The organism is Staphylococcus sp. NRL 16/872, from assembly GCF_022815905.2.
In the GTDB taxonomy this organism is placed as follows: domain Bacteria; phylum Bacillota; class Bacilli; order Staphylococcales; family Staphylococcaceae; genus Staphylococcus.
On sequence record NZ_CP119327.1, the window covers coordinates 1,007,657 to 1,028,694 of the forward strand.

Here is a 21,038-nt window from a genome sequence, read left to right on the forward strand (position 1 = left end):
ATGTAAAATTTAAACTCTTTGTAAGTAAATCATTAAGCGTAAAGATTAAAATGAAAATGATATCGATCAATAAATTTCGAGCTACTATATCAAAAATAAATAGTATATAAATATATTATAATTCTAAATGCATAAGTTTAGTAAGTAAAAATTCCAACATTTAAATATTGAAACAATAAAAGTCTTTAATTTATATTGTTTATAGACGGATAATGTACTAATATAAAGCTAATGTTTGGAAATGGAGGCTACTATGAATAAACAACGTTTGACTATGAAATATTTTTTTAGCAATATTTTGAATGCGGTTGGAGCAGGGGTAGTTATAGCATTATTACCAAATGCTCTGTTGGGGGAATTTTTAAAATTTTTTAAAGATGGACATCCTACATTAGAAATGATATTTCAAATTGTGACTGTGATCCAGTCATTTATGGCATTTATTATTGGTATATTAGCTGCACATCAATTTCGTTTCAGTGGGGCTGGCGCAAGTATGGTTGGTGTATCAGCGATGTTGGGTTCTGGTGCAATACAAGTTAGTGCGAATGGCATTGCGTTAAAAGGTATTGGCGATATTATTAATACGATTATCGTTGTTATCATTGCATGTGCGTTTTATTTACTTTTACAAGGTAAATTAGGTTCATTAGAAATGATTATATTACCTGTACTAATTCCAGTAGTGAGTGGTTTAATAGGATTATTAACATTACCTTATGTACAAACTATTACTAAAGCACTTGGACATATGATTAATTCATTTACTGAATTAAATCCATTATTAATGGCGATATTAATCAGTGTTACGTATTCTTTATTAATGGTAACACCAATATCTGTAGTTGCTATCGCGACTGCGATCGGCCTTTCAGGTTTAGGCAGTGGGGCAGCGAATATGGGCATTGTAGCGGCTTGTGTCACATTTTTCTTTGGCTCTTTACGTGTAAACTCTCTTGGAGTAAATATTGTGCTCTTTATTGGCGCTGCTAAAATGATGATTCCAGTTTATTTTAAACATTTAATCATTGCAATTCCTTTAATATTAAATGGTATTATTGCAGGTATACTTACATACATGATTGGTATCAAAGGAACGCCATTATCAGCAGGGTTTGGCTATACTGGACTAGTAGGCCCTATCAATGCGTTAAATCGTATGCCTGGTAATATTACAATGAATATTATCCTATTAATCTTTGGATATCTCATTATACCTTTTGTAAGTGCATTCATTATACACGAAATATGCAAAAAACTTATACCATCTTATACAGATAGTATTTATCGTTTTGAAATTCCTAAACAATAATCATATAAGTAAAGCACTTATCTCAATTTTACGAGATAAGTGCTTTATTTTTTTAAAAAAGTTATTGCATAATAATGCATTTATATGTATAATAATTTACATTAAAAGGAGGTTGCCTATGAAATATATATCCAAGTTAATAATCATAGCAATCTTAATTGGTATGACCTTTATATACATAGAACCAATGGCTCACGCTGATGAAGATGCGAAATGGGAAAAAATTAAGCAAAGTGGAGAACTGAAAGTGGGATTATCAGCTGATTATGCACCACTAGAATTTGAAAAAACAGTCAATGGAAAAAGTGTTTATGCAGGTATTGATATTGAGTTAGCTAAAAAAATAGCTGATGATAATCATCTAAAATTAAAAATTGTGAATATGCAATTTGATAGTTTATTAGGTGCTTTAAAAACTGGAAAAATAGATATTATTATTTCTGGTATGACATCAACGCCTGAGAGAAAAAAAGAAGTAGATTTCTCTGACTCTTACATGGAGTCAAGTAATGTTGTATTAATTAGAAAAAGTGATAAAGATACATACCACTCGTTAAAAGATTTTTCTAATAAAAAAATTGCAGCACAAAAAGGAACTGAACAGGAAAAAATAGCGCAGCAAGAAATTGAAAATGTAGATTTGAGTTCATTAAGTCGTTTGCCAGATGCTATTTTAGCTTTGAAAAGTAAAAAAGTAGAAGGTTTAGTTATTGAAAAACCTGTGGCTGAAGCTTATGCAAAGCAAAATGAGGATTTATTAATTAATAATGCAGATTTTAATGAAGCCAAAAAAGAAACAGTGATAGCAGTACCTAAAAATTCACCACTTTTACTGGAACATATAAACAAAACAATTAAAGAAGTTAAAAATAAAAATTTGATTGATAAATATATGGATAAAGCTTCAAGGGAAATGCAAGATGATGGTAATTTCTTAAGTAAATATGGTGCGTTCTTTATCAAAGGGTTAAAAAATACTATTTTAATTTCATTTATTGGGGTTGTCTTTGGTGCGATTATTGGTGCTTTAATAGCATTAGCTAAATTAAGTCAATTTAAATTATTGTCATGGATAGCTTCTATATACATTGAATTTCTCAGAGGTACACCAATGCTTGTTCAAGTATTCTTAGTCTTCTTTGGTACTACAGCTGTATTAGGGTTAAATGTTTCAGCGTTGATATGTGGGACAATCGCGTTAGTTATAAATTCGTCAGCTTATATTGCTGAAATTTTCAGAGCTGGTATTAATGCTGTAGATAAAGGACAAACAGAAGCAGCACAATGTTTAGGATTGAACTATTCTAAAACGATGTTCCATATTGTTTTACCACAAGCGGTGAAAAATGTTTTACCAGCGCTAGGTAATGAGTTTGTAACGTTAATTAAGGAATCTTCTATTGTTTCAACTATTGGTGTAAGTGAAATTATGTTTAACGCTCAAGTGGTTCAAGGCATTTCATTCGATCCATTTACACCGTTAATTATCGCAGCAGTCATGTATTTTGTATTAACTTTCTCTTTATCAAGAATAATGAGTTTTATTGAAGGGAGAATGAAAGCCAGTGATTAAAGTTCAAAATTTAAATAAATCTTTTGGAAAAAATGAAGTATTAAAAGACATTAATTTAGAAATAAATAAAGGTGAAGTTGTAGCTATTATAGGACCTTCAGGAAGCGGTAAAAGTACATTATTAAGATGTATGAATTTACTGGAAACACCATCTAATGGGAAAGTGATTTTTGAGGGAAATGAATTGACGCAAAAAAGTACGAAATTAGATACGTTACGTCAGAAAATGGGCATGGTTTTTCAAAATTTCAATTTATTTCCTCATAAAACAGTGTTAGAGAATGTGATACTTGCGCCTAAGTTACTTAAAAAGAATGATTTGGAAAATCTGAAAAAAGAAGGGGAAGCGCTCCTCAAAAAAGTCGGTTTGGAAGAAAAAGCTGATGTCTACCCTGCTCAATTATCAGGAGGTCAAAAACAAAGAGTAGCAATAGCAAGAGCATTAGCAATGCATCCAGACGTTATATTATTTGATGAACCAACCTCAGCGCTTGATCCTGAAGTCGTGTACGAAGTGCTTAAAGTAATGAAAGAACTTGCTAAAGAAGGCATGACGATGGTAGTTGTGACACATGAGATGGGCTTTGCTAAAGATGTAAGTGATAAAGTGATATTTATGGCAGATGGCTATGTTGTTGAAAGTGGTACACCTCAACATATCTTTAATAGTCCTAAACACGAAAGAACGCAAAACTTCCTCGCTAGAGTGTTATAAATTGGCAGTACTTTTAAAAAATAATTCAAAAAATAGAGTCGGAACAATGAAATTTCAATGATTTTTGTTCCGCTCTTTTTTATTGAGATAAATCTTGCGTCTTTGAATATCCCTTTGTGTTACAATGTCCTATGGATATTTTTTATAGGAGGAAGATTTAGTGGATTATAAGCAGCTTAAAAAAGAAATTATTGACTATGCTTATACTATTGGAATTGATAGCATCGGTTTTACAACTGCAGATCCATTTGATGAACTAAAACAAAAGTTAGAGGATTATCATTCAAAAGGCTATGCTTCTGGCTTTGAAGAATCTGATATTGCTTTACGTACAGAACCTAAATTAAGTTTACCAACTGCGCGTTCAATTATTGCTATTGCGGTCGGTTATCCTAATAAATTAAAAGGTGCTCCTAAAAGCGTAAGAGGGGACAGAAGAGGAATGTTTGCGCGTGCTTCATGGGGCCAAGATTATCATACAATTATGAGGAAACGATTAGATAAATTAGCCGAATTTATAACATCTAAAGTACCGGATGTAGAAATTAAAAGCATGGTGGATACGGGTGTACTTTCTGATAGAGCAGTAGCGGAACGTGCTGGCTTAGGCTTTGCTGGCCGTAACGGGTTTATTATCAATCCGGATTTAGGTACATGGACCTATTTAGGAGAAATGTTAGTCAGTATTCCATTTGAACCTGATGACCCTATATTAGATAGTTGTGGTGATTGCACGATTTGTGTTGACCGTTGTCCGACTGGTGCATTAGTAGGTAATGGCCAATTAAATGCGCAAAAATGTATTAGCTTTCTTACACAAACTAAAGGTTATTTACAAGACGAGTATCGCTATAAAATTGGTAACCGTCTATATGGCTGTGATACGTGCCAACAAGTTTGTCCGAAAAATAGAGGTATTAATACTACGCATGACGATATTGTCTTAGAACCAGAAATATTAAAACCGCGTTTAGTACCTTTATTACAAATGAGTAATAAAGAATTTAAAAATACTTATGGCTATCTAGCAGGCGCATGGAGAGGAAAAAAACCTATCCAAAGAAATGCTATAATAGCTTTGGCTCACTTTGGTGAAGAAACTGCAATTCCAGAATTAAAAGAAGTTGCTATGAACGATCCAAGACCTATGATTAGAGGAACCGCTTATTGGGCAATTGGACAAATTATTGGTGAAGCGGCTCGTGAATTTATACAAGAACATTACGATAATGAACTAGAAGAAGTTCAAGTTGAAATGTTAAAAGGACTAGAAATGAGGAAACAATAAATGACAAATCATATCGTATTATTTCAACCTGAAATACCTGCAAATACAGGAAATATAGCCCGTACTTGCGCTGGCACAAACACAAATCTACATCTAATTAAACCTTTAGGCTTTAGTACAGATGATAAAATGTTAAAACGTGCTGGATTAGATTATTGGGAACATGTAAATATAACATATCACGAAAGTATTGAAGACTTCTTTGAAGCGACTGACGGAGAATACTATCTTCTAACAAAATTTGGTAAGCAAATATATAGCGATTTTAATTTTAATAAACCAGACACTGATTTATTTTTTATTTTCGGAAGAGAAACGACAGGCTTACCTGATTGGGTTAAAGAAAAATATGCAGATACAGCGTTAAGAATTCCGATGAGTGACCATATTCGATCTTTAAATTTATCTAATACAGCAGCTTTATTAATTTATGAAGCACTTCGTCAGCAAAACTTTCCAGGCTTATCGTAATTAAAAATTAGAGCGAGAAGCTTGTTCATATTTAAATGCATTTATACAATAAAAAATGTTATATTTGTTAATGAATTATTATAACATTTTAAATTGGTTTGATTTACTTGTCATAAGGGTATCATATTATATAATACCGTTTTTTTAAGACAAATGAGATTCAAGAGGAGTGTAATAACAATGGCAATGAACTTTAAAGTATTTAATGATGTTGACCAAGTAGCACAATTCACAGCGGACATCATTAGAAAACAATTTAACAACAATCCTACAACTATTGCAGGGCTTCATTTAGAAAGAGAAACTGCACCTGTATTAGACGAATTAAAAAAAGATGTAGATCGTAATCCGGTTGATTTCAGTCAAGTTAACATTTTAGATTATGATGACAATCGTTCTTATTATGAAGCTTTAGGCGTACCATCTGGCCAAATTTATCCTATTAATTTAGATGATGATGCAACGTCTCTTATCGATGACAAAATAAAAACAAAAGAAAACAAAGGTAAGCTTATTTTACAAGTTACTTCTATTGATGAAAAAGGTAGCTTAAATGTAAATATAAGACAAGGCTTAATGAAAGCTCGCGAAGTAGTATTAGTGATTACAGGTGGACAAAAACGCGAATTTGTTAAAAAATTATATGAAGAAAATGGCAAATCAAGCTTCGAACCAGCAGATTTAAAAGTACACCGTATGGTAACTGTAGTATTAGATAGAGCTGCTGCAGAAGGTTTACCTGAAGATGTTAAAGAATACTTTACTGCTCATTTTGCATAAATCTATAAGTGAGGTTTAAATAATGTCTGATAAAAAAGAAACAGAATTGAATTATCATGAAGAAGAGAATGCAATGGTTCAAGACTTAGATGATTTAAAAGAATTAGGTAAAGAAATGGAGCAAATTTCTGAGAAAAATGATGAAGAAAAACTCAATCAATCACATGATTCAGATGTTCGCTCTGATTTAGATTAATCGTAAGTTAAAAAAGGTATATCTCTATAAACACATTATAAATAAAGTAAAGTAAGTTGAAGCGGGTTAAAGAAGTCATTTTAGTTGAATTGATTTCTGACTCGCTTTTTTAATTTGCGTAAAAGCAACACATTATCTATGATAAAATATAAATTAATAAAAAGATGAGGAGCAATATCGATGTTGCATAAATATTGGTTACACATTACAATTGCAACGATTATCGTGAGTCTATTATCTATAAAAGGATTTCCTATTGCTTTAGGAACATTATATTTGCCTATTTTATTTAAAATCGTGCAATTACAATTAAATTTATCTGAAGGATTAATTGATGATGTGACTGCAAAGCCTTTTATTAAAAGTAATCAGACAGGCGTAATCATAAGTGTAATTTGTTGTATACTTGTCACTGCAATTTTAATGTATACATTAAATGATTTTTATCAAGGGTTATCAGGCTTTTTAGGCATGTTAATTAAATTAAGCCCGGTTACTTTGATATTAAGTATTATATTATATATTTTAAGCGCTATAGCGGTGGTACAAGCTGTTAAAATTAAATTTGAATAGTGCAATTAAATTTTCACCACTTGAGTATATTTCAAGTGGTTTTTTTCATTATGAAACCGTTTTAGTTGTTCATTGCTCATTGAATTTATTTAATGCTATACTTAAGTCAAATAAGCTTATAAGGGGAGAACATCAAATGTCAGTAAGAATTGAACATGATACTTTTGGAGAAATTGAAGTACCAGCGGATAAATATTGGGGCGCTCAAACTGAGAGAAGTAAACGTAATTTCCCAGTAGGTAAAGAACGTATGCCAATTGAAGTGGTGTACGGTTTTGCTCAATTGAAAAGGGGTGCAGCGCTAGCTAACCATGAGCTTGGTAAATTAAGCGACATTAAAAAAGATGCGATTGTTCACGCATGTGACTTAATCTTAAAAGGCGAATTAGATGAACATTTCCCATTAGTTGTATGGCAAACAGGAAGCGGTACTCAAAGTAACATGAATGTAAACGAAGTCGTAAGTTATGTGGCTAATGACTATTTAAAAGAACATGGTAGTGACGAATCAATTCATCCTAATGATGATGTAAATAAGTCACAAAGTTCTAATGATACATTCCCAACAGCAATGCACGTTGCGTTATATCATGAAGTAGAAACTAAATTAGAACCTGCTTTAAAACATTTACGTGATACTTTTAAAGAAAAAGAAGACAAATTCCAATCTATTATTAAAATTGGACGTACACATTTACAAGATGCGACACCAATTAGATTAGGTCAAGAAATCAGTGGTTGGCGCTATATGTTAGATAAATGTGAAGAATTATTATCAGAATCTAAAAAACATATTCTAAACTTAGCAATCGGTGGTACAGCGGTAGGTACAGGAATTAACGCACATCCTGAATTTGGCGATAAAGTAGCGAAATTTATCTCTGAGAATACTGGATATGATTTTGTATCATCTGAGAATAAATTCCACGCTTTAACATCTCATGATGAAGTTGTGCAATTACATGGTACATTAAAAGCTTTAGCGGCTGACTTAATGAAGATCGCCAATGATATAAGATGGTTAGCTTCAGGACCAAGAGCAGGACTTGCTGAAATTTCTATCCCTGAAAATGAACCAGGTTCATCAATCATGCCTGGTAAAGTAAATCCAACACAATGTGAAATGTTAACAATGGTTGCCGTGCAAGTCATGGGTAACGATAGCGTAGTTGGCTTCGCTAGCTCACAAGGTAATTTTGAATTAAATGTATTTAAACCAGTCATTCTGCATAATACATTACAATCAATTTACTTATTAGCTGACGGTATGCAAACATTTAACGATAATTGTGCAGTAGGTATTGAACCAATTGAAGAAAACATTGATAATTACTTAAATCAATCATTAATGCTTGTGACTGCTTTAAACCCACACATCGGTTATGAAAAAGCAGCTCAAATTGCTAAAAAAGCACATAAAGAAGGATTAACATTAAAAGAATCAGCAATTGATTCTGGTTATGTTACTGAAGAACAATTTGAAGAATGGATTAAACCTGAAGATATGGTAGATCCTCACTAATTGCATAGAAATAATAGAGTACCGTTCAGTACAGAACGGTACTCCTTTTTTGCATAATTTTATTAATCGTCTAAATTAACTGAAATGAGTTCTTGAGTAAGTGGGTGTTTAAACTCAATTTGATAACTATTAAGTTCCAATTGTCTTAATTTTGAGTCTCCATATAGTGGATCTCCGATAACAGGGTGACCAATTTCAGCAAGGTGCACACGAATTTGATGCGTACGACCAGTATCAAGTTTAATATCTAATTGACAAACGCCTTCTTTAATCATCTCAGAAGATAAGATATGCGTGATAGCGCGTTGTCCTGTATTTGAAATACGACGCTTATTCGGATGGAATTTATCCTTGCCAATCGGCATATCAATCGTTTGAGGTTTAAGTGGTAATAATGCCTTTACATTCGCTTTATAAATTCTTGTAATTTCATTATCTTCTAACATACGGTCTAGAATCTTCTTCATTAATGGATTTTTAGCCACTATCAATAAACCAACTGTCTCTTGGTCTAAACGATGAATAGGCTCAACATAATCACTATCAACCGTATAAATCACGTGATTCATCAAAGTATTGCTCTCTTTTAAATCATTCGGATGCGTTTTAACTCCTTTAGGCTTCATTACAATCGCTAAATCATCGTCCTCATAGCTAACTTGCGCATATCGATAACTTGGTACGTAATTACTTTTCTCTTTAGGCGTAGGAATGTAAACACTGTCCCCAGTAGATACTTTAGACATAAGTTTAGCGGGCGTGTCATTAATTGTAATTTCTTTAGACATATTAAGTTGATGTAAGTCTTTTTTTGGTAATTTCAACGTTTGAAAGATTTCTCTTAAAGTGAAATCATCATAAGTTTCAGGTATTTTAAATTTCATAGAATCCTCCTATTAAGTACGCATTTATCATATCACATCTTCGTTTCATTGAGCGCTATGAATGATAGCTCTCTTACTGAAATTCATACTAATTATTTAATTTTTTGAAAATGCTTCCCGAACACGTAGCGTTTATTTTAATAATTTTAAAAAATAAAAACAAACTGTATAATGATATAATGCTAATATGAATTTAATTGGAGCGAATAAAATGGAAAAGCCAACTCGTTTAGCGTTATTAAAAGAAATAGCGGAATATCTTAATGAAGAAACAGAGCTCTATAATATGATGAATGGTGCGTTGAAATGCTTAATACAAGGCAGTAATTTCACTACAGGATGGATCTTCTTTATTAATGATGAAGGAGAACATGAGCTAGTAGCAGACGTCTATCTTCCGGGAGCTCTACAGGCTAATCATTGTCAATATATGACGGAAGGTTCGTGTTGGTGTGTAAAAGCATACCATAATCAACGATTGACAAAAGCATCAAATATTATAAACTGTTCAAGAATTAATAAAGCCGCTCAAGCCTATCAAGAAGCCACAGACGATATTACGCACCACGCAACGGTACCACTGCGTTCAGGTGACGAACAATATGGCTTATTAAATGTAGCTACACCTTGTACTACAGAGTATAGTGAGGAAGATTTGGAATTGCTTGAATCAGTCGCTTTACAAATAGGTTCAGCGATTAAGCGTATTTATCTTACTGATCAAGAGAAAGAAGCGGCTCGAATCAATGAACGCAATCGCTTAGCAAGAGATTTACACGATTCTGTGAATCAAATGCTCTTTTCTTTAAAATTAACTGCCCATGCTGCGCATGATATTACTTCAGATGATATAGCAAAGAGAGCATTGAAAACTATTGAAGAAACGAGTCAAAATGCCGTCAATGAAATGCGCTCATTAATATGGCAATTGAAGCCAGTTGGACTCGAACATGGTTTAGTACATGCTCTACGAAATTACGCACAAATATTAGACTTAAATATAGATATTGAAATTGACGGGTTAATTGATTTATCAAATACAATAGAAGAACACGTTTATAGAATGATACAAGAAGCGATGAATAATACGAAAAAACATGCACATACAAATACTATTTATGTAACAATAAAACAACTACGTGATACATTATACGTTGAAATCAAAGATAAAGGCAGAGGGTTTGATATTAAAGCACATGGTAGTTATCAATCACAGGGTCTTAAGAACCTAAACCAGAGAATTCATTTGTTAAAAGGACAGTTACATATTTATTCAGAAATTAATGAAGGTACTTATATAAAATTTAATATTCCATTATCAAAGTAGGGGAAGGAGTTTAACATTTTGGCAAAGGTAATTTTAATCGATGACCATCATATTGTAAGACAGGGTTTAGAATTCTTACTGTCTACAGTAGAGGATTTAGAGGTACAAGCGAGTTTTGCAGATGGTCAAAGTTTCATAGATGATTTAAAAGAGAATGCTTTACCAGATATCATTTTATTAGATTTAGTTATGCCTGGAATGAATGGCATAGAAGTTACAGAATTTGTTAAAAAAAATTATCCAGAGATTAAAGTACTAGTCTTAACGAGCTACGTAGATGATGAACATGTAATGTCAGCGCTTAACAAGGGTGCAGATGGTTATGAAATGAAAGATGTTGAACCGCAGAAATTGATTAATACCATTTTACAAGTGTTGAATGATGAAAAAGTTATTCATCCTGAAGCGAAAAACGTTATGGCTTCTATGTCTCAGAAACCACATTTTAATAACAAATTGTCTAAAAGAGAAATTGAAGTATTACGTGAAATGGTCAAAGGTAAAACAAATAAAGAAATTGCATCTACATTGTTTGTGTCTGAAAAAACGATTAAAACACATGTCAGCCATATCTTTAATAAATTAGAAGTAACAGATCGTACGCAAGCAGCTATTTATGCAATTGAAAATAAATTAATATAACAAAGAAAAGAAAAAATATTTCACACCCGCAGTTTATTCAAGTAAAAATCAGCTTTGCAAAATCATTTGTTTAAAAAAATAAATGATTTATTAAACTAGTTTAATTATTTTGACAATTTTGCCTTTAATAAAATTGTGTGTAAAAACAAAAATTCCTCTTTTCATTTTATTGAAAATATATTAAGATGTAATTTGTGTTTCAAGAAATGTGTATTATTGCAATTTCTTGCGTCCGGAGAATATAACCCCTATTAGAAAGGTAGAGAATATAATATGGATAGACAGAGTTTTACAGATTTAATTCAAACAAAATTTAAAATGGTAAGAATTGAAGCGGGCTATACGCAAGATACTATGGCTCAAACAATTGGCCTTTCAAAGAAAACATTAGTTCAAATTGAGAAAGAACGTGTGTTACCTAACTGGACAACTTGCGTATCAATTTGTGCATTATTTAGAGATTCTGACGTATTAAACAATACGTTTGGTTGCGATCCACTTGAAATTGTACAAACAATTTCACGTAATCATTGCGCATACCCTAACCATTCTACAACTAGCGATATTTATTGGAATACAATTGAGACACGTAATGGTTTCATTTTACAAAGTAATAAAGTAAGTAATATTTACAGAGTTTTAAATTCTGAAAAACAACCCATTTTTGGTACGGCAAAATTAAGAGAAGCTGAAACTTACTTTAATAGAAATGCTAAGGAAGAATTAATGCACGTCTAATTAAAGTATAAGTGAATGAAATAAAGTGATAGAAGAATCTAAAAATGATTTAATCACGATTTAAAGAAATGAGTAAATTGAGACGAATTTGTTGTGACTTTACAATAAATTCGTCTTTTTAAATACATTGAAAAATGGATAATGAACGAAACTCAATTATCTTATTTTGTCTATTAAAATCATGAGATTTTAAACCGTGCATGATATAATTTGCTTAATGTAATAACAAGATGAGGAGAGTAATCAATGCAAGCTTTTTTAGTAATACTTTTCATGGTAGTAGTGGGGGCAGTAATTGGTGGTGTAACTAATGTTATCGCGATTCGTATGTTATTTCACCCTTATAAGCCTTACTATATTTTTAAAATGCGTATTCCATTTACGCCAGGACTCATTCCTAAACGAAGAGACGAAATTGCAACCAAAATTGGCCAAGTCATCGAAGAACATCTTATTACAGAGTCTGTAATTCATAATAAATTAAATGAGCCTAATACAAGAGCAACGATTAATGAGTTTGTGATTGAGCAACTATCTAAACTTAGAAGTGATGATGCAACTATTCGAAATTTTGCATATCGATTTGATATTGATATAGACCAGTTAATTAATGATAAATTAGATTCCATAATTTCTAATAAATTAAACCAATATTATAACGAACATAGACAAGCGCCTATTAAAGACATTTTACCTCAAGAAGCCATTACAATGATTGATGATAAGATGGAGAATGTTGGAGATTTATTATGTGAAAGAGCACGTCATTATTTAGCTTCAGATAAAGGTGCGCGCGATATATATGATATGTTAGATACCTTTTTTGCTGAAAAGGGGAAAATTGTTGGTCTGTTACAAATGTTTATGACTAAAGAGAGTATAGCCGACAGAATTCAGCATGAATTAATACGTTTAACAAGTCATCCTAAAGCAAAGGGCATTATTGATCAAGTGATTCATAATGAATATGAAACGCTGAAAAATCAATCTTTAGGACAAGTTGTTAAGGAAGATCAATTTTCAAAAATATCAGAGTCTACAACACAATGGCTAACGTCTTATTTAAATTTAAATGATAAGGTGAATACACCATTCAGCCAATTAGCACCTCAATTTATTAAATACTTAGAATTAGAAGTTGCTAATAAGATTACACATTTAATTGTTGAACAAGCTTCTAAACATGTCTCAACAATTATGGAGAAAATTAATTTACGTAAATTAGTTGAAGATCAAATTAATACCTTTGATTTAGACTATATTGAAAAGTTAATTATTGAAATCGCTAATAAAGAACTTAAATTAATTATGTCATTAGGATTTATTTTAGGAGGAATTATCGGTTTCTTCCAAGGACTAGTCGCAATCTTTGTCTAACAACTCATTATATGTTATGGTTATTAAGAGTTGTCAAAACATCATTACACGAAGGAGTGCAATAGACATGGCAGTAAATTTATATGATTATGCAAATAATTTAGAACAAGCATTAAGAGATAGCGATGAATACAAAGCAATCAAAGATGCTTTCTCTAAAGTTAAAAACAATGAAGAATCTAAAAAATTATTTGATGAGTTCCGTGAAACTCAATTAAACTTCCAACAAAAACAAATGCAAGGGGAAGAAATTCCTGAGGAAGATTTAGCTAAAGCTCAAGAACAAGCTCAAGCAATTGAAAAAGATGAAAATATTTCTGAATTAATGCAAGCTGAGCAAAAAATGAGCCAAGTATTCCAAGAAATCAATCAAATTATTGTTAAACCTTTAGACGAAATTTACGCTGACTAATTTATAGATTGAGGTTTTAAACAATGCAAAAAACTGAAAGAATTATTTACAGTTTTAAGCTACAAGACTTTCTAATTTAAGAAAGCCTTGTAGCTTTTTTTAATGCATCATGAGCATCGACCCAAATAAACAAGATATGATAAAATATAAAGATACATAATAAAGTCACCTAATCCTAATATTAAGGAGTCTAAACTGATGATTAAATTTATTCACTGTGCTGATTTGCATCTTGATAGCCCTTTTAAATCCAAAAGTTATTTAGCACCTAACATTTTCGAAGATGTTCAAAATAGTGCTTATGAAAGTTTCAAAAATATTGTAGATATTGCTCTGAAAGAAGAGGTTGATTTCGTCCTTATTGCTGGAGATTTATTTGATAATGAGAATCGCACATTACGTGCAGAAGTGTTTTTAAAAGAACAATTTAAACGTTTAGAAAAAGAACAAATCTTTGTATATATCATTCATGGTAATCATGATCCGCTAACTAAAAGAATTACAGATGATTGGCCTGATAATGTTTCTGTTTTTTCAAATCGAGTAGAAACATATCAAGCGATAACTAAAAATGGTGAAACTATTAATATTCATGGTTTTAGTTATCAAAATAATGCAAGTTATGAAAATAAAATCGATGAATATCCTTCGAGTCAAGGCGTGAACGGCATACATATTGGTATGTTGCATGGTACGTATAGTAAATCAAGTATTAAAGATCGCTATACTGAATTCATTTTAGAAGATTTAAAAAATAAATTGTATCATTATTGGGCATTGGGTCATATTCATGAACGTCAGGAATTAAGTGATATGCCACCAATTCATTATTCAGGTAATATTCAAGGTCGACATTTTGGCGAACAGGGAGAAAAAGGATGCTTGCTTGTTGAAGGGGATAGTCTTCAATTAACTACAAAGTTTATTCCAACTCAATATATTCGCTTTGACACAGCTACGATTGAGATCAAGAAGACGAATAAACAAAGTATTTATGAAGCAATACAAGATTTCAAAGATAGTGTGCGCCATAAAGGGAAAGCCTTCTATAAACTTACTTTAGACATAGATAGTGAAATGGCGATATCACCACAAGATATTAGCCAAATTAAGGCGATGACTGATGAGTATGAAGAAAATGAAAATCATTTTATAGTCATTGAAGATTTAATATTTAACTATATTCAAAATGAGGATCCACCTCTTGTACGAGAATTCTCAAATGAATTAATTAGCGATTCTAAATTATTCGAAGACGCAATGACTGAATTATACTTGAATCCGAGAGCTTCAAAATATTTAGACGATTATACTGCTTTCAATAAAGTTGAATTAGTCGATCGAGCAGAAAAATTATTGAAAGAAGATATGCGAGGTGACAACAATGATCATTAAATCACTCGAAATTTATGGGTATGGGAAATTTGTAGAACGGAAGATTACTTTTAATGACTCATTTACAGAAATTTATGGTGAAAATGAAGCTGGTAAATCTACCATTCAAGCATTTATACATTCAATTTTATTTGGATTTCCAACAAAAAAAGAAAAAGAGCCACGTTTAGAACCCCGTATGGGCAATCAATATGGTGGGAAACTTACCCTTATTTTTGATGATAAATCAGAAATCGTCGTCGAACGTATTAAAGGACGTGCCCAAGGAGATGTAAAAGTTTATCTTGAAAATGGACTTATTCGTGATGAAGCATGGTTAAAAAAGAAATTAAATTTCATCTCTAAAAAAACATATCAAGGGATATTCTCATTTAATGTTTTAGGATTACAAGATATACATAGAAATATGGATGAAAAGCAATTACAAAATTACCTATTAGAAGCAGGTGCGCTAGGGTCATCAGAATTTACTTCTATGGGCAATATGATTGCGCAAAAGAAAGCCACACTTTATAAAAAAGCAGGCAAAAATCCAATTTTAAATCAACAAATAGATGATTTAAAAAAATTAGAAACGCAAATTAGAACTGAAGAAGCTAAACTAGATGAGTATCATCGTTTAATAGATGACAAAGATAAATCGCAACGCCATTTAAAACATCTAAAAGATAACCTAACTCAACTTTCTAAAATGCATGAGAGCAAACAAAAAGAGCTCGCAATCCATCCACAAGCGCAAGAGTGGAAAAATTTAGAACAACAGTTGAATATAGAACCGCTTAAATTTCCAGAAAAAGGGATTGAACGATACGAAACGGCTTCACGTTATAAACAAACACTTGAAAAAGATATTAGTTTGCAAGAAGAGCGTTTGAAACAAATGGAAAGTGATTTTAATGCCATAAATATACCTTCCAATGAAGTGGTTAATAACTTTTATCGATTAGCTCATGAAGAGAGTGATATTAAACAAACTGAATTAAAGATAGCTGCACTTAATAAAGATATTGATACATCCCAAAGAGAACAACAAACATTAAAAACGAATTTAGGTTGGCAAGATGTGCATCACGAAGCAGATACTTCTGAAGCAATGAAGAATTATGTAAGCCATAAAATTAAAGAACGTAATGAACAAGAAAATCAAAAACAACAAATTGAGAGAACTATTTCCGAAATTACAATAGAGCAAGAAGCTATAACTAAAGAAATTAAAAGTCTTGAAAAAGATTTAGTTTCTGAAAAGTCTCTTGAAAAGAAAAAAGAATATAATCAACAAAAACTTGAACTTCAGGAAAAAGAAAATTTATATAATAAATTAAAAGAAACATTTGAAAATGAGAAAGAAAGTAAAAATAAACGTCAAAAGTGGTTAAGACTTAGCTTTATTATTTTAAGTTTAGTTGGTTTAGGATTAACTATTTTTTCATTTGCTACAGCAAACATGATATTTGGAATAATATTTACTATACTCACAATATTATTTATTGTTGGTATAATCATTACTAAATCAAAAGACGTCGATTATAGTCAAACATTTAATGATGAAATCGACAGTTTAAAACAACAAATAAAAGATTTAGAATCAAAATACGATTTAAATTTTGATTTAGATCAACAGTACCATTTGCGTGAGCGATGGAATAATGCTACTAAAAATAATGATGTTTTAACAAATAAATCAACACATCAACAACATTTATTAGAAAAAACAAATAAAGAACTAAATGAGTTATCTAGTAATCTACAAGAAGTTAAATCAGACATTAAATTGCCAGAAAAAATGACAGATGATTTATTAATGGGTAGTTTTACTATGATGAATCAGTTGAAAACAAACGATAATCATCTGAAAAAACTAATACAACAACGTGATGAATTAAATCAAAAGGTTACTTCATTTTATAAAAAAGCTCAAAATCAAATTTCACATGAATTACCTAACTTTAATAAGGTTTCTTTATTTAATGATATGAAAAATTGGTTAGCTACTTATGAAAGTAATAAAGATAAGAAAAATCAATTGCAAAACCAACTTCAATTATTAGGAAATGAAATCAAGCAATTGAAACTTCGCTTGACTGAAAACGAAGAAATTATTCAAACGCTATTTAAATTTGTTCACGTAAAAAATGAAACAGATTATTATCAATATTACGAACAATATCAACAGTATCAACAGAACTTAGCTCGCTTCAATGATTTAACTACGTATTTAGAAAACCATCACTTCTCCTATGAAGATAGTTCTAACTTAAGTAGCAAAACAACTGTCCAGATGGAAGACGAAGATCAATTATTAGCACAACAAGTAGATGATTATAATGATCAATATTTAGATAAACAAATGGAAGTAAGCGAATTAACTGCGCAAATTAATCAAATGGAAACAGATAAAACATTATCGCAACTACGCCACAATTATCATAGCCTAAAAAATAGAATGAATGATATTGCCAAAGATTGGGCAAGTTTAAGCTATTTAGAAACGTTAGTTAATGAACATATTAAGCAAATTAAAGATAAACGATTACCACAAGTTATTAATGAAGCAATTAATATCTTTAAATCTTTAACAAATGGTAATTATACGCTGATTACTTATGAAAATGATTCGATTATGGTAAAACAACAAAATGGGCAGATGTATCATCCATTAGAACTAAGTCAATCAACAAAAGAATTGCTATACATTGCATTACGTATTAGCTTAATTAAAGTGTTACGACCTTATTATCCATTTCCAATTATCATTGATGATGCGTTTGTACATTTTGATAAACAAAGAAAATCAATGATGTTAAACTATTTAAGAGAGTTAGCATATGATTATCAAGTGCTTTACTTTACATGCACAAAAGATACTACAATTCCTTCTAAAGAAATGCTGATATTAAATAAAATAGAGGAAGGCGGTAAACGATGAGAAACGTAGAGAAATTAAATCCAGGAGATTCAGTAGAGAATTTCTTCATGATTCATAGAGCCACACAAGGCGTTACTGCTCAAGGAAAAGACTATATGACGCTTTTCCTTCAAGATAAAAGTGGGGACATTGAATCAAAATTATGGACAGTAACAAAAGAAGAAATGAAAATTTTGAAACCTGAAGAAATTGTTTGGGTTAAAGGTGATGTGATTAATTACCGAGGTCGCAAACAAATGAAAATCAATCAAATCAGATTGGCTAAACCTGAAGAAGGGTTTAAAACACAAGATTTCATTGATGGTGCGCCTTTAACACCAGCTGAATTACAAGAAGAAATTTCACATTATATTTTAGATATTGAAAATGCGAATTTACAACGTATTACGCGTCATTTATTAAAAAAATATCAAGAAAGATTTTTCACTTTCCCAGCAGCAAGTTCACATCATCACAATTTTGCAAGTGGTTTAAGCTATCATGTTTTAACAATGCTTCGAATTGCTAAGTCGTTATGTGATATTTATCCACTATTAAATCGCAGTTTACTTTACAGTTCTATCATCTTACATGATTTAGGTAAAGTCAGAGAGTTAAGTGGACCTGTAGCTACAACATATACAGTAGAAGGTAACTTACTCGGCCATATTTCAATCGCGAGTGATGAAGTGGCTGAAGCTGCTAAAGAACTGGGAATAGAAGGCGAAGAGGTTATGTTATTACGTCATATGATTTTAGCGCATCACGGTAAAATGGAATTCGGTTCTCCGAAATTACCTCATTTAAAAGAAGCAGAAATTTTATTCTTTATTGATAACATCGATGCTAAAATGAATATGTTTGAAAAAGCCTTCAAAAAAACAGAAAAAGGCCAATTTACCGAACGTATTTTTGGAATGGAAAATCGCCAATTCTATAATCCAGAAAAATTAGATTAAATAATTGTATATGTATAAAAAATAGCGATATTAGAAACATTGATTAAGTTTCTGATATCGCTATTTGTTGTGTGTATTGAACTTTGAAAATTATGAAGATAGGCCAGCAGATGAGCTATCTTGTTGAGATTGTTGCTGTTTTAATTTATCAGGATTTAAAATTGTATTTTCAACAGCTTTTTTGATATCTCTATCTTTATAGTCCACTTTATATTCTTTAAGTAAATCTTTATATGCGTTTGTTAATAATTTAGGATTTTTTTGAACTTTTTGTTCAATAATCTTAGTTTTAAGTTTAGATTTTTCTTTGTCAAAATCGTCTTCTTTATCGGCTTTAATTATGTGGTAACCATAGTCTGTTTTTACAACATCTGAAACTTGACCTTCTTTAAGTTTAAATAAGGCTTTTTCAAAGCTACTAACCATTTGTCCTTTAACTACATAACCTAATGAGCCGTCTTTTTTAGCACTAGAAGAATCCATTGACTCTTTTTTAGCAATTTTTCCGAATTTACTTGGATCTTTTTCAACTTCTTTTTGAATTTCTTCAGCTTTTGCTTTAGCTTTTTTATCACTTAGACCTTCTTTATCACTATCACTTGATTTAACTTTAATTAAAATATGTGACGCTTTTTTAGTGTCATCTTTAATTTCCTTATCAGATACGTTGATTTTGTCTGATAATAGTTGTTTTTGATAAGCTGCTAATTTTTTCTGCTCTTTGTAATCATCTAATGACATACCTTGTTGTTTAAGCATACTTTCAAATTGATCTTTACCACCATATTGTTTTTCTTCTTTTTTAATATCTTCGTCAATGTCTTTTGTATCGACTTTGTCTTTATATTTATCTGCTAGAATTTTGTTTAAAGCAATGCTAAATGAAGTACTTGCAATTTGGTCATCACCAATTTTGTTCATTACATCTTTAACTTTAACATCTCCAGCTTTAGAAGAAATAAGTGTATTACTTTCCGAATCAGTGGCATGATTACCACAAGCACCTAATAGCAGGGCACTTGCTGTTACTGGAACAATTAATTTATTCATAATTTTCATAGTTGATAGCTCCTTTTACATTAATAACAACGTAACTATAACATATTCTAAGCGCTTCACCAATTAGAAACTGGCGTAATACTACCAAAGTACTAGACGAAGAATAATTTTAAAAAAACCAACAAAGTTTGATAGCTTTGTTGGTGGTTAATACTACTTAAAAAGTAGTATGATAGGGCACTTTATTTAAAATGCTTATACCAGTTTGATGTTCTTCAATAAACTGACCTTCATTTGAAAAAATAATAATTTTTAAATATAAAAAGTCCATAACTGATATTCCTAAATTCAACGCTAATAAGAACATAAAATAATGTCCATACTCAGGAAAGCGTGTAGTTAAAAAGATTAAAATACTCGTAATAGTTAAAAAGGGTATAATTAAATTAATGCAAAAGTAAATTTTGTGTACAGGCGTACTAACATAAGTATTAAAATATGGTAAAAAACGCTTTTTGTTCAGTTTATGTGCTCTAAAAGACTTTAAATAAGGCAAAAAGAATAACAAATGTATAGATTTATGGATGGGATACATTAAAAATACAAAAAATAACAAAACTAAAAAGTATTTATCTGATAAAGGTGTATCCACAAAATAATACATGATTTCGTAACTGACAAAAAAAGCGATTACAGTGGTTGCAAAGCTTAAAAAAGCTACTCTTGGCACTCCAAAACGAGCGTGAATGTCGATTTGTTGTTTACATAGAAACATAATTTCACCTCTTAATAGGTCATATATACGCTAAGTATTATCTAACTTACAATAAATAAAATCAAGATATTATTTACACTATACAAAAAGTGATGAAGCTGTATTTAATAGTTTGATTAAATTAAATTTTAAGTTAATATAGGCGTTCTACACAACAAAAGAGTAAAACAGAAACCAATTCAATAGATTTCTATT

General features: G+C 30.9%; 20 protein-coding genes. 17 read left to right on the forward strand and 3 right to left on the reverse strand.

What is annotated here, in order from left to right:
• Positions 1-253: 253 nt before the first annotated feature.
• From MT340_RS04990 to fumC, 9 genes are all read left to right on the forward strand, one after another.
• Positions 254-1,312 (forward strand): PTS sugar transporter subunit IIC, encoded by a 1,059-nt coding sequence (locus tag MT340_RS04990; RefSeq protein ID WP_243589010.1) that lies wholly within the window; start codon positions 254-256, stop codon positions 1,310-1,312.
• A 118-nt stretch (positions 1,313-1,430) separates the two neighbouring features.
• Positions 1,431-2,885, forward strand: a complete 1,455-nt coding sequence (locus MT340_RS04995) for an ABC transporter substrate-binding protein/permease (RefSeq protein ID WP_243589011.1) — start codon at positions 1,431-1,433, stop codon at positions 2,883-2,885.
• Positions 2,878-3,600 carry an amino acid ABC transporter ATP-binding protein gene (locus MT340_RS05000; RefSeq protein ID WP_243589012.1) on the forward strand — a complete coding sequence of 241 codons (723 nt, stop codon included), beginning with the start codon at positions 2,878-2,880 and terminating at the stop codon, positions 3,598-3,600. The genes MT340_RS04995 and MT340_RS05000 overlap by 8 nt, the downstream gene beginning before the upstream one ends.
• Positions 3,601-3,760: 160 nt before the next feature.
• Positions 3,761-4,888, forward strand: coding sequence for a tRNA epoxyqueuosine(34) reductase QueG (queG, locus tag MT340_RS05005; protein WP_243589013.1), 1,128 nt, complete (start codon positions 3,761-3,763; stop codon positions 4,886-4,888).
• Positions 4,889-5,359 carry a tRNA (uridine(34)/cytosine(34)/5-carboxymethylaminomethyluridine(34)-2'-O)-methyltransferase TrmL gene (gene trmL, locus MT340_RS05010; RefSeq protein ID WP_243589014.1) on the forward strand — a complete coding sequence of 157 codons (471 nt, stop codon included), beginning with the start codon at positions 4,889-4,891 and terminating at the stop codon, positions 5,357-5,359.
• A gap of 180 nt (positions 5,360-5,539) precedes the next feature.
• Positions 5,540-6,139 (forward strand): 6-phosphogluconolactonase, encoded by a 600-nt coding sequence (locus tag MT340_RS05015; protein ID WP_243589015.1) that lies wholly within the window; start codon positions 5,540-5,542, stop codon positions 6,137-6,139.
• A 22-nt stretch (positions 6,140-6,161) separates the two neighbouring features.
• A complete protein-coding gene (locus MT340_RS05020) occupies positions 6,162-6,335 on the forward strand; it encodes an SAS053 family DNA gyrase inhibitor (RefSeq protein WP_243589016.1) in 174 nt (57 codons plus the stop codon).
• A 180-nt stretch (positions 6,336-6,515) separates the two neighbouring features.
• On the forward strand, positions 6,516-6,908 hold the full coding sequence (locus MT340_RS05025) for a hypothetical protein (protein WP_243589017.1): 393 nt from the start codon (positions 6,516-6,518) through the stop codon (positions 6,906-6,908).
• A 136-nt stretch (positions 6,909-7,044) separates the two neighbouring features.
• Positions 7,045-8,430, forward strand: coding sequence for a class II fumarate hydratase (gene fumC, locus MT340_RS05030; RefSeq protein WP_243589018.1), 1,386 nt, complete (start codon positions 7,045-7,047; stop codon positions 8,428-8,430).
• 62 nt (positions 8,431-8,492) lie between these two features.
• On the opposite strand, the gene MT340_RS05035 is transcribed toward fumC, so the two are convergent.
• Complete coding sequence (locus tag MT340_RS05035; RefSeq protein ID WP_243603614.1) at positions 8,493-9,314, reverse strand: RluA family pseudouridine synthase; 822 nt, start codon at positions 9,312-9,314, stop codon at positions 8,493-8,495.
• A gap of 211 nt (positions 9,315-9,525) precedes the next feature.
• Between MT340_RS05035 and MT340_RS05040 the strand changes: the two genes are divergently transcribed.
• The 8 genes from MT340_RS05040 (at position 9,526) to yhaM (ending at position 19,069) form a co-directional block, all read left to right on the forward strand.
• Positions 9,526-10,641 carry a GAF domain-containing sensor histidine kinase gene (locus MT340_RS05040; RefSeq protein ID WP_243589020.1) on the forward strand — a complete coding sequence of 372 codons (1,116 nt, stop codon included), beginning with the start codon at positions 9,526-9,528 and terminating at the stop codon, positions 10,639-10,641.
• Between the two features lie 18 nt (positions 10,642-10,659).
• Positions 10,660-11,283: a response regulator gene (locus MT340_RS05045; RefSeq protein ID WP_243589021.1), complete on the forward strand. Its 624-nt coding sequence runs from the start codon at positions 10,660-10,662 to the stop codon at positions 11,281-11,283.
• A gap of 273 nt (positions 11,284-11,556) precedes the next feature.
• Positions 11,557-12,021 (forward strand): XRE family transcriptional regulator XdrA, encoded by a 465-nt coding sequence (gene xdrA / locus MT340_RS05050; RefSeq protein ID WP_103298845.1) that lies wholly within the window; start codon positions 11,557-11,559, stop codon positions 12,019-12,021.
• A 246-nt stretch (positions 12,022-12,267) separates the two neighbouring features.
• Positions 12,268-13,398, forward strand: coding sequence for a DUF445 domain-containing protein (locus MT340_RS05055; RefSeq protein WP_243589022.1), 1,131 nt, complete (start codon positions 12,268-12,270; stop codon positions 13,396-13,398).
• 67 nt (positions 13,399-13,465) lie between these two features.
• Positions 13,466-13,810, forward strand: a complete 345-nt coding sequence (locus tag MT340_RS05060) for a YlbF/YmcA family competence regulator (RefSeq protein ID WP_103328194.1) — start codon at positions 13,466-13,468, stop codon at positions 13,808-13,810.
• 198 nt (positions 13,811-14,008) lie between these two features.
• Complete coding sequence (locus tag MT340_RS05065) at positions 14,009-15,205, forward strand: metallophosphoesterase family protein (RefSeq protein WP_243603615.1); 1,197 nt, start codon at positions 14,009-14,011, stop codon at positions 15,203-15,205.
• The gene (locus MT340_RS05070) at positions 15,195-18,131 is read left to right on the forward strand and encodes an ATP-binding protein (protein ID WP_243603616.1); all 2,937 of its coding nucleotides are present in this window, start codon (positions 15,195-15,197) and stop codon (positions 18,129-18,131) included. The genes MT340_RS05065 and MT340_RS05070 overlap by 11 nt, the downstream gene beginning before the upstream one ends.
• Positions 18,128-19,069 carry a 3'-5' exoribonuclease YhaM gene (gene yhaM / locus MT340_RS05075; protein ID WP_243589026.1) on the forward strand — a complete coding sequence of 314 codons (942 nt, stop codon included), beginning with the start codon at positions 18,128-18,130 and terminating at the stop codon, positions 19,067-19,069. Before MT340_RS05070 ends, yhaM begins: the two co-directional genes overlap by 4 nt.
• Before the next feature lie 90 nt (positions 19,070-19,159).
• On the opposite strand, the gene prsA is transcribed toward yhaM, so the two are convergent.
• Positions 19,160-20,128, reverse strand: a complete 969-nt coding sequence (gene prsA, locus MT340_RS05080; protein ID WP_243589027.1) for a peptidylprolyl isomerase PrsA — start codon at positions 20,126-20,128, stop codon at positions 19,160-19,162.
• Between the two features lie 157 nt (positions 20,129-20,285).
• Positions 20,286-20,843 (reverse strand): DUF3267 domain-containing protein, encoded by a 558-nt coding sequence (locus MT340_RS05085; RefSeq protein WP_243589028.1) that lies wholly within the window; start codon positions 20,841-20,843, stop codon positions 20,286-20,288.
• Between the last annotated feature and the right edge of the window lie 195 nt (positions 20,844-21,038).

Excerpts from the sequence above, each read along its gene's own strand:
- MT340_RS04990 (WP_243589010.1), top strand. The coding sequence starts at position 254 with ATGAATAAACAACGTTTGACTATGAAATATTTTTTTAGCAATATTTTG.
- MT340_RS04995 (WP_243589011.1), top strand. The coding sequence starts at position 1,431 with ATGAAATATATATCCAAGTTAATAATCATAGCAATCTTAATTGGTATG.
- trmL (WP_243589014.1), top strand. The coding sequence starts at position 4,889 with ATGACAAATCATATCGTATTATTTCAACCTGAAATACCTGCAAATACA.
- MT340_RS05015 (WP_243589015.1), top strand. The coding sequence starts at position 5,540 with ATGGCAATGAACTTTAAAGTATTTAATGATGTTGACCAAGTAGCACAA.
- MT340_RS05020 (WP_243589016.1), top strand. The coding sequence starts at position 6,162 with ATGTCTGATAAAAAAGAAACAGAATTGAATTATCATGAAGAAGAGAAT.
- MT340_RS05025 (WP_243589017.1), top strand. The coding sequence starts at position 6,516 with ATGTTGCATAAATATTGGTTACACATTACAATTGCAACGATTATCGTG.
- fumC (WP_243589018.1), top strand. The coding sequence starts at position 7,045 with ATGTCAGTAAGAATTGAACATGATACTTTTGGAGAAATTGAAGTACCA.
- MT340_RS05035 (WP_243603614.1), bottom strand. The coding sequence starts at position 9,314 with ATGAAATTTAAAATACCTGAAACTTATGATGATTTCACTTTAAGAGAA.
- MT340_RS05040 (WP_243589020.1), top strand. The coding sequence starts at position 9,526 with ATGGAAAAGCCAACTCGTTTAGCGTTATTAAAAGAAATAGCGGAATAT.
- xdrA (WP_103298845.1), top strand. The coding sequence starts at position 11,557 with ATGGATAGACAGAGTTTTACAGATTTAATTCAAACAAAATTTAAAATG.
- MT340_RS05055 (WP_243589022.1), top strand. The coding sequence starts at position 12,268 with ATGCAAGCTTTTTTAGTAATACTTTTCATGGTAGTAGTGGGGGCAGTA.
- MT340_RS05060 (WP_103328194.1), top strand. The coding sequence starts at position 13,466 with ATGGCAGTAAATTTATATGATTATGCAAATAATTTAGAACAAGCATTA.
- MT340_RS05065 (WP_243603615.1), top strand. The coding sequence starts at position 14,009 with ATGATTAAATTTATTCACTGTGCTGATTTGCATCTTGATAGCCCTTTT.
- MT340_RS05070 (WP_243603616.1), top strand. The coding sequence starts at position 15,195 with ATGATCATTAAATCACTCGAAATTTATGGGTATGGGAAATTTGTAGAA.
- yhaM (WP_243589026.1), top strand. The coding sequence starts at position 18,128 with ATGAGAAACGTAGAGAAATTAAATCCAGGAGATTCAGTAGAGAATTTC.
- prsA (WP_243589027.1), bottom strand. The coding sequence starts at position 20,128 with ATGAAAATTATGAATAAATTAATTGTTCCAGTAACAGCAAGTGCCCTG.
- MT340_RS05085 (WP_243589028.1), bottom strand. The coding sequence starts at position 20,843 with ATGTTTCTATGTAAACAACAAATCGACATTCACGCTCGTTTTGGAGTG.